Here is a 13013-nt window from a genome sequence, read left to right as displayed (position 1 = left end):
GTAGCGAAAAGTCGCGCGAGGGTCAATGATCACAAGGGTTTGGCTGATATGCACGGATGTGGCGCTGCGGTGGCGGGATCGTGCGGGGCATGTTTGCGCCTCCGGCGGGGATATTTTCAGAAAGCAGAAAGGTGCAGAGCGGCCCCGCAGGGCGGCGCTGCGTTGGCAGGGAGAGGCGGGCAGCTCAGGCGCGCGGGAAATGGCGGGCGCGTTTGGCGGGCAGGTCCAGTGCAATGCTGCGCAGATGGCCCTTGCGGTCGAGCGCGGCGCGCAAATCCGGGGTGGCCAGGCAGACTTCATTGAAAAATGCGCGCAGCCCGTCTTCGCCCTCAGCGTCGAGAATGGTGGTGAAAAGCTGGTGCAGGTTCAATCCGGTGCCGTCTTTGGCGGTGTTTGCCGACAATTCGTCACGGTAGCTGCCTTTGGCGTGGCGGTAACGGAAGGCGGCACGAAAGTTGGCCCAGTTTTTCGCATGCAGATGGCACAGTTCGGTCTCTTCGAGAATAACCAGTCCGGGATTGGTATCCTGACCGAGGAAAACGTTGTGGATACGGATTTTAAGCCCGTCGATGCCGGTGCGGATAAAGAGTTTTCCCATGGCGTGGCTGAGATAGCCGCCGTTGAGATATGTGCCATAGGTCGGGTAGAGTTTGGCGGTTTGCTTGAGGCGGGATTGACGGTTGCGGGCGCAGGATTTGAACCATGTGATCCCGTCGGGCGCGTTCTGACCTTCGCTGCTGAGTGCTTCAATCGGCCAGACGCGGGCGCAGGACGCCGATTGCGGCAGATCGGCCAGTTGCGCACCGAGATCGCGGGAGGGCCAGAGAAATTCATCAACGTCGATATGGGTGATGAAATCGACCTCATGCGCCTTTTTCGTGTAGGCATTCATCACATTGGCGGTTTGGCGCACCTGATGTTTCTCGGGGCGGGTGCCATGGCGACGCCAATAGGTTTCATCGGTTTGGGTGACACGGATTTTTGGATGCGCCTTAAGCGCGGCATTGGCTTCGGGGTTTTCATCGTCGAGATACAGGTAAAGCCGGTGCGCCCCCAGATCGAGATGATGCGCGGCAAAGGCGAGAATGTCCTCGGTCGGCGCTTTGATCGTCGAAACGACGGCCCATTTGGCGGCGGGGTGTGGCATGTCAGGCATCGGTGCGGGCCTTGTCAGAGGGACGATTGGCGGGATCGGGGAATGTGTCGCGGCGCAGCGCATCAAGGTGCAAATCGCGGGTCAAAAGCATATCATGCCTGCGCAGGGCGGCGATCAAGTCGGGGCGGGCTTCGCAGACTTCGCGGAAGAACCCGCGCATCGGATGATCGGGGTCATTTTCCGGATCATGGCCTTGGGTCAATACATCAAAGATATCCGCCAGACGGAAATTCTTGCTGTTGCGTTTGCGGTAACTGCCATGGGTCATGCGAAAGGCAATGTGGCGCTCGAAGACCGGCCAACTGGGCGCGTGGGCGTGACCGATAAAGAGATCGTTAGAGGACAGACGGCCAAGTGTTGGCACGCCGTCTTCAAACAGCATATGAATGCCGAGACGGGCGTTGGCGATGCCGGTGCGGGCAAAGATTTTGCCGCCCAGATGGCTGATGAACCCACCGCGTAGATGTGCCCCGAAATTCGGGTATAGATCTTCGAGCACGGATTTATCCTGTCCTGCGCTGACCGGTTTGAGTTTGAAATGGCGCGGGCCGCTAAGCCCGCCAATTCCCTTTGCCGGGGCGGTTCCGCCGCCCTCGGGCGCAAGCATTTCCGCAGGGCGCATGACCAGAGCTGTGGCCGTGTCGGGTAGGGAGGCCAGGAGGGCCGCGACATCGGGGCGAGCGGTGTCGTCGGCACCGGCACCGCGTTCGAGGATAAATTCGTCCATATCAATATGGGCGATCCAGTCGAGCGGCGCAGAGGCCGCGCCGTTCACACCGTCCGTGCCGTCAAGAGGACAATGAGCGCGGGCATAGCTGCGCGTGGCGTTATGAGCCTGGCGCAGCTGATGTTGTTTAGGGCGACGGCCTATTGTGCTGTCGCGCCAATAGGAGCTGTCGCAGGCGGTTACATGAAGGCGCGGATCGGTGGTCAGGGCGCGCAGGGTGCTCGCGCGCGGGGCATCGAGGTAAATCTCGATCCGCGCCGCCCCGAGCGCGAGATGGTAGGCGGCAAAGCGTTGCATATCGCGCAGCGGGCCTTTGAGGGTCGTGACGATGCCCCAACGGGGGGGCGGGACGGGCGCGGCGGGCATGAATTAGTCTTTCGGCTGGCGTGCTGGGTGCCGTGTGGGGCCCGTGTCGTCGGCAGCAAGGCGTGCCGCAGCTTTTTCGGCGATTTCCGCAAGGTCGGGCGCGGGGGATTCGGCGGCGGCCTCTTCGGCTTCGACCGCGGCATCATAGGCGGCCATCAAGGCACGGCGTTTGGCGCTCCGCGAGGCTCGCATCTCGACCAATTGGGTCCGCATCATCCGCATCCGCCGGAACACATTGCGCGTGTCTTTGTTGAGCATTTCAAGCAGGTTCTGCGCCAGTGGCCGGATAACCTCATCCTCTTCGGCATCCACCCAAAGACGCCCCAACAGAGCCACATCCAGCCCACCGTTAACGATGGAATAGGTGTCCATTTCCAAGGGCAGCCGCCCCCGAACTTGGGTTTTCGTGCTGTGGGGTTGTTTGGGTTTGGCACCCGAATAAAGCCGCTCGCTCTCATAAAGCTTCATGGTGTTTAGCAAGACCGACAGTCCAAGGCCCGAACGCCGTTGGCCTTCGGTTAGTCCATGTTCGGAAAACGTCGTGATTGCAGAGACTTGCCAGCGTGCATTCAAGTGTTCGAGCAGCAGATCGCTATGTTCTGTCCAAAGTCGCACAAACAGTGCGGCGCAATGGGGCGGCTGGCTTTCTTTGCGCAGATGCGCAATCAGCATTGCGTGCAAATGGCACAGCATGGGCAAGCCTTTCAGCTCGCGGGCCAGAGCGCGGTATTTGGTGGCATATCCGCTGCGGCTGGATTTGATTTCGGGCGGTACTTTCCCAATGATTTCTGTGCAATAGGGCGCAAGGTTCACATCGAGTGGCGGAAGGGATTCGCCCTCGCCATAGCTTATCGGCGCCCGGCGTTTGTCCAATAGCGCCAGCATTGCCGGATATCCGCCCTCATAGGTCACATGTTGCGGCATCGCGGTGTTCGGGGGCTCCGCTTCCTCGTCGTTCAGGCTTTCTTCGATCAATGTGGTCAGCGCCTTTGTGTCCGAAATGGCGGCCGGACCGGCGGGAGGAGGAGCCGCAGCGGTTTTCGCGGCTTTTTTGGCGGCGGCTTCGGCGGCCTCTAAGGCATCCCAACGGGCGCGTTGTTCGGCGCGTTCGGTCAAAATCTGATCCATGTCGATACCGGCCTCGGCATGACGGGCATCGCGGGTCTCGCGCAGGGCGCCGGCCAGATCACGCACCCACTCAGCGGCGGGCGCGGCATCCGAAGTGGCCGCAGAAGCCGCATCGGTCGGGGCCGAGGGTTTGATCGGTGTCGCGCACATAGTGCAAGAATGCCGCCCCGCGCGCGGCCGCGCAAGGATAAGCCGCATCTGTGGTTGACCAAAGGCAAAGGACGCGGCGCGTAAACCACACCTATTGCCGCGCCGACAAGATTGCGCCGCCCGTCAGACCATCATCTCTTTGGTCGCGGTCAATCGCACATCGGGGTAATCACGGTCAACGCGGTCGATATCCCATTGCAAACGGGTCAGATAAACAATGTCGCCGTCATGGTCATTTGCGATATGCTGTTTGTTGGCATCTACAAATTTTTCAACGGCTTGTCGGTCGCCGTTCACCCATCTGGCAGAGGTGAATTGCGAATTTTCGAACCGCACCGGAAGCCCGTATTCCAATTCGATCCGGCTGGCGAGGACTTCGAATTGCAACGCGCCGACAACCCCGACGATAAAGCCCGACCCGATGGCGGGTTTGAACACCTTTGCCGCGCCTTCTTCGGCAAATTGCATCAAAGCTTTCTCAAGATGTTTGGCCTTGAGCGGATCATTGGCGCGCACGGTTTGCAACAGTTCGGGCGCAAACGATGGAATGCCGGCGACGCGGATCGCTTCGCCCTCGGTCAACGTGTCGCCGATGCGCAATTGTCCGTGGTTGGGGATGCCGATGATGTCACCGGCCCATCCTTCTTCGGCCAATTCGCGGTCCGACGCGAGGAACAGCACCGGATTGGAAATCGTCATCGGTTTTTTGCTGCGCACATGGGTCAATTTCATGCCGCGTTTGAAGTGTCCCGAGGCGAGCCGCACAAAGGCGACGCGGTCGCGGTGTTTGGGGTCCATGTTGGCTTGGACCTTGAAGACAAATCCGGAAACCTTTGTTTCTTCAGGGGAAATCATTCGGGGTTCGGCACGTTGCGGTTGGGGTTCGGGGCCGTATTCGGCGATGCCGTCCATCAATTCCTTGACGCCGAAGCTGTTGATTGCAGAGCCGAACCAGATCGGGGTCATATGACCTTCGAGTACCGATTGCGGGTCCAATGTGGGGAGCAATTCTCGCGCCATCTCAACCTCTTCGCGCAGTTGCGCGAGCAGGTGTTCCGGGACGTGTTGCTCCAACAGCGGATCGTCGAGGCCCTTGATCTCGATGCTGTCTGCAACGCGGTTCCGGTCGGCGCGGTCCATCAATTCAAGCCGGTCATGGAGCATGTCATAGCAGCCCATGAAATCTTGTCCGACGCCGATGGGCCAAGAGGCCGGCGTCACATCAATGGCGAGGTTCTCTTGAATTTCATCGATAATATCAAACGTATCGCGGCTTTCCCTGTCCATTTTGTTACAAAAGGTCAGGATCGGCAAATCGCGCAGGCGGCAAACCTCGAACAGTTTTTGCGTCTGGCTTTCCACGCCCTTCGCGCCGTCGATCACCATGACCGCCGCATCCACCGCCGTCAGGGTGCGGTAAGTGTCTTCGGAGAAATCCGAGTGGCCCGGCGTGTCGACAAGGTTAAAGCGGAAGGTTTTGAAATCAAACGACATCGCCGAGGCGGAGACAGAGATGCCGCGGTCTTTTTCCATCTGCATGAAATCCGAACGCGTGCGCCGTGCCTCGCCCTTGGCGCGGACCTGTCCGGCCATCTGGATCGCGCCACCAAAGAGCAAGAATTTCTCGGTCAAAGTGGTTTTGCCCGCATCAGGATGCGAAATGATCGCAAAGGTGCGACGGCGCGCAATCTCTGGCGGCAAGGCGGGGCGGTTGGAAGCGATATCTAGCATGTGGCGCATATAGCCGCGCGCGCGCGGCGGCGCAATATGGGTTGGCGCAGGCCTACCGCGTCGAGGCGCGTCTTAAGATCTCGGCGGCGTCGGGGCGGTCGAGGAGGGTTTCGCTGACTTCGAGCCCGCTGAGGCCGGAGCTTTCGTGGTTGGGGCCAAGCAGTTTTTCGGTCAAGCCCTCGGGCAATGCGGGCCGTGTGCGCGTATCAACAAGCAGGGTTTCTGCGGCGATGCCTTCGGCATAGACAATTTGATGGCGGTCGAAAAGCAGTTGGAAATAATCAACAAACCCGCCGTCTTGGCGGATCACGCTGTCGCCGTTGACCAAATGGCGCGCCTTGACCAACAATTCACTGCGCCCCGCGCCCAATTGATCGGAGCGTTGGTAGATAAACAGGCGGTGATCGGGGCTGAGCGTCAGGTCGTTTTCATTGTTGAGCGCGCCGGCCGCAATCACAATCGGGGCGAATTCGCCCACGGCGCGCACGGTGGTTTGGCCGATCCATCGGATCGGTTGCGCGCCATCATCGCGGGTCAAAACCATATCGCCCACGGTCAGGTTTTCGATCGGCACCTGCGCGCCAGAGGCCAATGTCACATGGGTGCCGCGCGCAAAGGAGGAACAAGCGACTTCGGCAAATTTGGCGCGCGCCGCGTCTTGGTTGATCCCGACAATGCGATAGTCGGTTTTGCTGGCCAGTGGCGCAAGCGGCAATCCGTATATCTCGTTGATGTCACCGTCGTCGTCGACTTCGACCAAAACGATCACTTCGGTGGTTGAACCGTCGTTTCCCATCAAGGTCACACAGCAATCCAGATGCAGCACCGCGCCTTCGGTGCCAAGCGCGGTGCCGTTGGCGATGTGAAACGGACCTGCGTCGCTGGCGATGATGGTCAGGCGCTCCATCTTGGCGTCTTCGGCGATTTGGTAGGTGTCGTCGAGCATCAGTTCAGAGGCAAAAGACAGCGCATCGCCCATATTAACCCCGTGGCTGGCGCAAAACGCACCGCTGCGAAACACCGGAATGGATTGGGCGGGTTTGGCGATGTTGGATGCGGTTTGGGTCATGGTGATTTGCGTATGCTCTGTTTTGCCGGTTTTGGCTACGGCATTTGCTCCTGAGTACGATAGGATTGTGGCGGCATCGGGTCAATCGGTCGGCGTTTTGCTGGCGTTCGAAGCGCGGCTGGTGCAAGTTGCCGCCTGATATAGGGCGAGACCGCCAAGCAGACAAAGGAGATGCACGATGGATTTAGGGATCAAGGGCAAAAGGGCGTTGGTCTGCGCTTCGTCAAAGGGGCTGGGCCTTGGCTGTGCCGAGGCTTTGGCGCAAGCGGGCGTTGATTTGGTGATGAATGCGCGCGGCGCAGAAGCACTGGACGCGTCGGCGGAAGAGATTCGCAACGCTCATGGCGTCGAGGTGATCACCGTGGTGGCCGATATTGCCACGCCCGAAGGGCAGGCAGACGTGATCAAAGCCGCTCAGGGCGTTGATATCCTTGTGACAAATGCGGGTGGGCCACCTCCTGGTATGTGGTCGGATTGGCAACGCGAGGATTTCATCAAGGCGCTCGACGCGAATATGCTGGCTCCGATAGCCTTGATGAAGGCGCTCATGCCGGCGATGATCGATAAAGGGTGGGGCCGTGTGGTGAACATCACTTCGCAAGCGGTCAAAGCCCCGATTGCGGTGCTTGGCCTGTCCAATTCGGCACGTGTCGGGTTGACCGGATATGTCGCGGGCACCTCGCGGCAGGTGGCCGGATCGGGCGTGACGATCAACAACATGTTGCCGGGAATGCATGCGACCGATCGGGCAGCGTCTTTGGACGAGGGTGTCGCCGAAGCGCAAGGCATCTCGCTGGAAGCTGCCAAGGCGCAGCGGGTGGCCGCGATCCCGGCCGGGCGCTATGGCACGCGGCAGGAATTTGGCGCAACCTGTGCCTTTTTGTGCTCGCAGCATGCCGGGTTCATTGTCGGGCAGAATATCTTGCTGGATGGTGGGGCGACCAACGCGACGTTGTAGGGCGGGTTCGGCCCTGTGCGCGGGCGCAATGCCCGGTTTGAAACGTCTTTATGAGCCTTGGCAAAGCGCCTCACGCTATCACAACTGCGTGGGGCGCTTTGTTTTTATTGGTGGTGGCGCGCGCGGACCGCTAGCCAAGTGCAAAGCCGCTGCTGCGGTGACGCATTGAAAGGGACGACATGCACGCTATTGCCATCATTTCGATTTTCGCGGCGATCGTCGCTGCCAGCCTTTTGGCTGCACCGCGCCGCGCAAGCGTAGAGGGGTTCTTTGGCGGCCGGACTGCGCAGGGGCGTGCGCCGGGAGTTTGGGTTCTGGCGCTCAGTCAGGTCACGACATGGATTTTCGCGCGGTCCCTGATGAATGCGGCGATCTTGGGCTATTATTACGGGATCGCCGGCACGTTGGCCTATGCGGCTTACTACGGCTCGTTCCTGAGCGGCGGCTTTATCGTCGGGCGGTTGCGCGACAGTGGGGCGATGTCTGTGCAAGACTGGCTTGCGGCGCGGTTCGGGCGGGTTGGCACGGGGGGGTATAACGCGGTGATCGGATTGCGGTTGCTGTCGGAAGTGTTTGCCAATCTGATCGTCGTCGGTTTGATTTTCGCCGCTGTCCTGCCGGGATCCGAGGTCTGGGCGGTGTTGATCGTCGCGCTCTTGGGTCTGGGGTATTCCGCATGGGGCGGGTTAAGCGCGGCCCTGCGCACCGACGTCGTGCAAATGATTGTTTTTCTGTTGGTTTTTTCGTTGTCCTTCGGGTTCTTGATCACCGATCCGGGCTTTTCGTTGCGGGCGGTTCTGACGGCGGAGGGCACCTCCGGCCCACATAACGGATGGGTGCTTTTGGCCGTGGCCCTGTTGCAGGTGTTTTCCTATCCGGCGCATGATCCGGTGATGATGGATCGCGGATTTATCGCGGATCGCGCCACCACGCGGGCGTCGTTTTTACATGCCTTCTGGATTTCCACGGTGTTGATCATCGGATTTGGATTCTTCGGCATTCAGGCCGGGATCGAGGGCGCGGCGTATGAGGCGCAATTGCTGGGCACATGGGCGCAGATCCTGCCGGCGTGGGTCTTCGCCGCCTTGATGCTCAGCTTGCTGGTTTCGGCGCTGAGCACTCTGGATTCGGCGCTTGCTTCGGCGGCGCGCCTTGTGGTTGAGGAATGGAAGATTGCGCCGCGTAGCCTTGGCGGCGGACGCGCGGCGATGGTGGCGTTCATGGTCGCAGGGGCAGGGCTGACCCTATGGGGCAATCAGAGCCTGTTTGACGCGGTGGCCGTGAGCGGCACGGCCTCGATGTTTCTGACGCCGGTGTTGATTGTCGGGCTTGTGGCGGGGCGGCAGATCACGGTCATCGGGTTCGCGGGCGCCTTCGCGGCGGCGATTGCGGGGGCGGCGGTGTATTTCTTTCGCGATACGGCTGCCATGGCGCAAATTTTGCCCGAGGGTCACAAATACGAGCAACTATTGCTGATTTGCGTGGTGGTTTTGATCGCCGGTTTTGCTTCGGTGTTGCTTGGGATGCGGCGCAGGGCGCAATGATCGGCGCGCGCCACACCATGCCGCCAGACTTGCACCCTTTCCGGCGGGCTGATAGCAACGGCCGAAACCCGATGGTTTTCATCGGATAGTGGAGCGTCATGTGACTCAAGCCCCTATGAAGCAAGTGAAAACCGACATGCCGCCGCGTCTCGAAGTGCGTGGTTTGGTGCGCCGGTTCGAGGGCAAAGCGGTTGTCGATCATGTGTCGCTTTCGGTGCCGCGCGGGCAGGTGACCTGCCTTTTGGGGCCGTCCGGATGCGGCAAATCGACGACCTTGCGAATGATCGCCGGCGTCGAGATGCAGGACGAAGGCGAGATTTACGTCGATGGCGCATTGATTTGTGACACCAAATTTCGCGTGCCGCCCGAACGCCGCCATATCGGGTTGATGTTTCAGGATTTCGCATTGTTCCCGCATCTGAGCGTGGCGGATAATGTCGCCTTTGGCCTTAAGGGTGCGAAAGAAGAAAAACGCGCGCGGGTCGAGGGATTACTTACCCGCGTGGGGCTTATGCGGTTTATCGACGGCTATCCGCATGAGCTGTCCGGCGGGGAACAGCAACGCGTCGCCTTGGCCCGTGCGCTTGCGCCGCGTCCGCGCATCATGTTGATGGACGAGCCGTTTTCCGGCCTTGATAACCGGTTGCGTGACGACATTCGCGACGAAACTCTCGCGGTGCTCAAAGATGAGGATGCGGCGGTTTTGTTGGTCACCCATGAGCCGGAAGAAGCCATGCGCATGGCGGATGAAATCGCGTTGATGCGCGACGGCCGAATCGTGCAACAGGGCGCGCCTTATAACATCTACAACGCGCCACGTGACCGCGAAGCCGTGGCTTTTTTCAGCGATGTCAATGTGATACGCGGCAAAGTTCAAGGTGCGCTAACCGACACCCCCTTTGGTCAATTTCTTGCCCCCGGTGTACCCGATGGCGGCGAGGTGGATATCGTGATTCGCCCGCAGCACGTCAAAATCGACTTTGACCGGGCCGGGCGCGGGCCCTTGGCCACGGTGCAAGATGGTGTTCCGGCCCGCGGCGTGGTGACACGGGCGCGTTTCATGGGTTCCGAGAGCCTTGTCGAGTTCCGCATGGATTACGACGGATCGACCTTGAAGGCGACGGTGCCGAATGTGTTTTTGCCCAAAGAGGGGCAGGCCTTGTGGTTGATGATCCGCCGCGACCGGTGTTTCGTGTTTCCGGCCAAAGGCGGCGTGGCATAAAAACGCGGGTGCCGCGTGCATTGGTGCTTTAAACTGCGCTGTCTTCTGATTACATAGTTTGACATGAATTTAACGGGTCCAAGTGAAGTGACACGTTTGAGGGAGATAAACTATGCTTAACAATATCGGCCTTCCAGGCCTTCTTCTGATTGCTGTGGTCGTATTGGTGCTTTTTGGGCGCGGCAAGATCTCGTCTTTGATGGGCGAAGTCGGTAAGGGCATTACCGCGTTCAAAAAGGGCGTCAGCGACGGCAGCAAAGAATTGGAAGACGCGACGACCGAAGAGACCACCGCGTCGACGGCTGAAAAAGACAAGGTCTAATTCCGCATGTTCGATCTGGGTTGGACCGAGCTTTTGGTGATTGGTGTCGTGGCGTTGATTGTCGTGGGGCCAAAAGATTTGCCAATGCTGTTCCGCAATGTCGGTCGGTTTGTCGGTAAAGCCAAAGGCATGGCGCGCGAGTTCACCCGCGCGATGGATGAGGCTGCGGATCAATCGGGTATGAAAGAGGCGGCGACAACGTTTCGTGATTTGGCCGATCCCAAACAGATGGGCCTTGATAAGATCAAAGAAGTTACGGACGATGTGAGTAAGGATTTCAAAGCTTGGGATCCGATGTCACCGAACGGAACGCTGGATGACGATCGCGCGGCCTCGGCGCGCAAAATCCATGAGGCCACAGCCAAAGCGGCCACCGATCGTAAAGCCCCCGACACGGCAGAGACACCCGCAACAAGCGCCGCGCCAAAGAAGGCCGCGCCCGCGAAAAAAGCTGCCGAGAAGAAAGCGCCTGCGCCGAAAGCGGCGGCGAAAAAACCGGCAGCAACCAAGTCGGCAGCTAAATCAACAGCCTCCAAAACGACATCCAAATCAGCAAGCAAACCGGCGAAACCGGCGGCCAAAGCTCCGGCAAAATCCGCCGCTGCGAAGAAAACCGCTTCTAAAGCCGCGCCGCGCAAGAGTGCCGCAAAAACGCCTGCAAAAGCGGCCCCCAAGGACTAACCCATGAGCCCCACCGACGAGATTGAAGACAGCTCCGCGCCGTTGATCGAACATCTGGCCGAATTGCGCAATCGGCTGATCCATTCGGTTGTCGCTTTCATCATCGGTATGGTGATTTGTTTCACCGTCTGGAACCCGATTTTTAATTTTCTGACCCACCCTTTGTGTTCGGCGATGGCCGAACGCGGGCAGGGTGATTGCGGGCTGATCCTGATCAAGCTGCAAGAGGGGTTTTTCGTTGCGATCTCGATCTCGCTTTTGGGCGGGCTTATGTTGTCCTTTCCCTATATTGCCTTGCAAATGTGGCGGTTCGTGGCGCCGGGACTTTACAAGAACGAGCGCGGGGCCTTCTTGCCTTTCCTGATAGCATCGCCGGTCATGTTTTTCCTTGGCGCGTCTTTTGCGTTTTATGTTGTCACGCCTTTAGCCTTTGACTTCTTCCTTGGCTTCCAACAACCGGGCACCGTGTTGTCCGATGAGGTGGAAAACGCCACGGCGGGCATCGCTTTCCAAGGTTCGGCGCAAGAATACCTGTCTTTGACGATCAAGTTCATCGTCGCCTTTGGCCTGTGCTTCCAATTGCCGGTTCTATTGACCCTGATGGGCAAGGCGGGCCTTGTATCCGCCGAGGGACTGGGCGGTGTGCGTAAATATGCCGTTGTTGCCATCCTTGTGTTGGCGGCCTTGGTGACGCCGCCGGATGTGATCACCCAAGTGATTTTGTTTGTTGTGGTTTACGGCCTTTATGAGATTTCCATCCTTTTGGTCCGCCGCGTCGAGACGCAGCGCGAAGCGCGGTTGCGCGCCGAGGGCTATTATGACGATGAGGATGAAGACGAAAGCGAAGATCCGTTGATGGCGGAGTTTGATGCGGATGAAGAAAACGAGGGTAAACGTGACTGATCCTTTGGACCGTATTGCGGCGGCGTTGGAGCGGATGCATCCTGCGCCGCTGGACGCACCGGATTTCGACGCCGCAGAGGCTTTTGTCTGGCATGTGGAGCCGGACCGGTTGGCCCCGGTGCCCGAGGTCAGCCGGGTCGATCTTGGCCTTTTGGTCGGGGTGGATCGGTCGCGCGATACGCTGCTTGAGAACACTTTGCGGTTCGCGCGCGGATTGCCCGCCAACAACGCCTTGCTGTGGGGCGCGCGCGGTATGGGCAAGTCGTCTTTGGTCAAGGCGGTTCATGCCGAGGTGTTGCGGCAGGGCGAGGCTTTGAAAATTGTCGAGTTGCAACGCGAAGACCTGCCGTCCGTGACGCGGCTCTTGGCGCTTTTGCGCGGCTCGGATGCGCGGTTTGTGTTGTTTTGCGATGATCTATCGTTCAGCCATGACGACCAGCATTACAAAAGCCTCAAGGCCGTTCTCGATGGTGGCATCGAGGGGCGCCCGGAGAACGTGGTTTTCTATGCCACCTCGAACCGGCGTCATTTGATGCCACGCGACATGATCGAGAACGAGCGCAGCTCGGCGATCAACCCCGGCGAGGCAGTTGAAGAAAAAGTCTCCTTATCGGATCGTTTTGGCCTGTGGCTCGGGTTCCACCCCTGTGACCAAGATGAATATCTATCGATGATCGATGGATATTGCGCCGCCTACGGTATCTCGGTTCCGGCTGACGAATTGCGCGCCGAGGCAATCGAATGGCAAGCCACGCGCGGCAGCCGTTCGGGCCGTGTTGCATGGCAATTCATCACCGATCTGGCCGGCCGCAAGGGTGTTGAGATCAAGGCCTAAGCCAATCCTTGGCACATAAACAGTGCCGCGCGGCCGCTACGGGTTGCAGGAGGTGGGGGCATGCCGCTCTCTGCTCCCCTGCATTTGCCGTAAGGGGTAACCAACACCGGTGGGGTCGGGGGCAGATCGCGAAGGCGCTTGCGTCATGCGTGGCGGAATCAACGGGTTTGTGGTTTGGAAACATGGCAGGCCTGCCGCGAAAATTTCGCGGATGCCATTCG

The 13013-nt window shown here is 59.4% G+C and carries 12 protein-coding genes; 7 read left to right on the top strand and 5 right to left on the bottom strand.

What is annotated here, in order from left to right; all coding sequences use genetic code 11:
- Positions 1-184: 184 nt before the first annotated feature.
- The 5 genes from DI396_RS05985 to DI396_RS05965 all read right to left on the bottom strand — a co-directional run bounded on the left by DI396_RS05985 (position 185) and on the right by DI396_RS05965 (position 6327).
- Positions 185-1156 (bottom strand): glycosyltransferase family 2 protein, encoded by a 972-nt coding sequence (locus tag DI396_RS05985; protein ID WP_235851761.1) that lies wholly within the window; start codon positions 1154-1156, stop codon positions 185-187.
- Complete coding sequence (locus DI396_RS05980) at positions 1149-2249, bottom strand: glycosyltransferase family 2 protein (protein ID WP_110795252.1); 1101 nt, start codon at positions 2247-2249, stop codon at positions 1149-1151. Before DI396_RS05980 ends, DI396_RS05985 begins: the two co-directional genes overlap by 8 nt.
- A 3-nt stretch (positions 2250-2252) precedes the next feature.
- Positions 2253-3527 carry a hypothetical protein gene (locus tag DI396_RS05975; protein WP_162617165.1) on the bottom strand — a complete coding sequence of 425 codons (1275 nt, stop codon included), beginning with the start codon at positions 3525-3527 and terminating at the stop codon, positions 2253-2255.
- Between the two features lie 123 nt (positions 3528-3650).
- Entirely contained in the window at positions 3651-5258 is a 1608-nt protein-coding gene (locus DI396_RS05970) for a peptide chain release factor 3 (protein WP_110795250.1), read from the bottom strand.
- Positions 5259-5310: 52 nt separating this feature from the next.
- A complete protein-coding gene (locus DI396_RS05965) occupies positions 5311-6327 on the bottom strand; it encodes a Hint domain-containing protein (protein WP_110795249.1) in 1017 nt (338 codons plus the stop codon).
- A 178-nt stretch (positions 6328-6505) separates the two neighbouring features.
- Here DI396_RS05965 and DI396_RS05960 point away from each other — a divergent pair, with 178 nt between their 5' ends.
- From DI396_RS05960 to DI396_RS05930, 7 genes are all read left to right on the top strand, one after another.
- Positions 6506-7285 carry an SDR family oxidoreductase gene (locus tag DI396_RS05960; protein WP_110795248.1) on the top strand — a complete coding sequence of 260 codons (780 nt, stop codon included), beginning with the start codon at positions 6506-6508 and terminating at the stop codon, positions 7283-7285.
- 179 nt (positions 7286-7464) lie between these two features.
- The gene (locus tag DI396_RS05955; protein WP_110795247.1) at positions 7465-8829 is read left to right on the top strand and encodes an SLC5/6 family protein; all 1365 of its coding nucleotides are present in this window, start codon (positions 7465-7467) and stop codon (positions 8827-8829) included.
- Positions 8830-8944: 115 nt separating this feature from the next.
- Positions 8945-10051 carry an ABC transporter ATP-binding protein gene (locus DI396_RS05950; protein ID WP_110795246.1) on the top strand — a complete coding sequence of 369 codons (1107 nt, stop codon included), beginning with the start codon at positions 8945-8947 and terminating at the stop codon, positions 10049-10051.
- Positions 10052-10163: 112 nt separating this feature from the next.
- Positions 10164-10373 (top strand): twin-arginine translocase TatA/TatE family subunit, encoded by a 210-nt coding sequence (locus DI396_RS05945; RefSeq protein WP_110795245.1) that lies wholly within the window; start codon positions 10164-10166, stop codon positions 10371-10373.
- A 6-nt stretch (positions 10374-10379) separates the two neighbouring features.
- Positions 10380-11054 carry a Sec-independent protein translocase protein TatB gene (gene tatB, locus DI396_RS05940; protein WP_110795244.1) on the top strand — a complete coding sequence of 225 codons (675 nt, stop codon included), beginning with the start codon at positions 10380-10382 and terminating at the stop codon, positions 11052-11054.
- A gap of 3 nt (positions 11055-11057) precedes the next feature.
- Positions 11058-11957, top strand: coding sequence for a twin-arginine translocase subunit TatC (gene tatC, locus DI396_RS05935; RefSeq protein ID WP_110795243.1), 900 nt, complete (start codon positions 11058-11060; stop codon positions 11955-11957).
- Complete coding sequence (locus DI396_RS05930; protein ID WP_110795242.1) at positions 11950-12792, top strand: ATP-binding protein; 843 nt, start codon at positions 11950-11952, stop codon at positions 12790-12792. The genes tatC and DI396_RS05930 overlap by 8 nt, the downstream gene beginning before the upstream one ends.
- Positions 12793-13013 lie beyond the last annotated feature (221 nt).

Origin of the sequence: Litorivita pollutaquae, assembly GCF_003205515.1 — a bacterium.
Taxonomy (GTDB): domain Bacteria; phylum Pseudomonadota; class Alphaproteobacteria; order Rhodobacterales; family Rhodobacteraceae; genus Litorivita; species Litorivita pollutaquae.
This window is presented reverse-complemented; position numbering and strand designations above follow the sequence as displayed.

Coding starts and splice junctions, on each gene's coding strand:
- DI396_RS05985 (WP_235851761.1), bottom strand. CDS start 1,156: ATGCCTGACATGCCACACCCCGCCGCCAAATGGGCCGTCGTTTCGACG.
- DI396_RS05980 (WP_110795252.1), bottom strand. CDS start 2,249: ATGCCCGCCGCGCCCGTCCCGCCCCCCCGTTGGGGCATCGTCACGACC.
- DI396_RS05975 (WP_162617165.1), bottom strand. CDS start 3,527: ATGTGCGCGACACCGATCAAACCCTCGGCCCCGACCGATGCGGCTTCT.
- DI396_RS05970 (WP_110795250.1), bottom strand. CDS start 5,258: ATGCTAGATATCGCTTCCAACCGCCCCGCCTTGCCGCCAGAGATTGCG.
- DI396_RS05965 (WP_110795249.1), bottom strand. CDS start 6,327: ATGACCCAAACCGCATCCAACATCGCCAAACCCGCCCAATCCATTCCG.
- DI396_RS05960 (WP_110795248.1), top strand. CDS start 6,506: ATGGATTTAGGGATCAAGGGCAAAAGGGCGTTGGTCTGCGCTTCGTCA.
- DI396_RS05955 (WP_110795247.1), top strand. CDS start 7,465: ATGCACGCTATTGCCATCATTTCGATTTTCGCGGCGATCGTCGCTGCC.
- DI396_RS05950 (WP_110795246.1), top strand. CDS start 8,945: ATGAAGCAAGTGAAAACCGACATGCCGCCGCGTCTCGAAGTGCGTGGT.
- DI396_RS05945 (WP_110795245.1), top strand. CDS start 10,164: ATGCTTAACAATATCGGCCTTCCAGGCCTTCTTCTGATTGCTGTGGTC.
- tatB (WP_110795244.1), top strand. CDS start 10,380: ATGTTCGATCTGGGTTGGACCGAGCTTTTGGTGATTGGTGTCGTGGCG.
- tatC (WP_110795243.1), top strand. CDS start 11,058: ATGAGCCCCACCGACGAGATTGAAGACAGCTCCGCGCCGTTGATCGAA.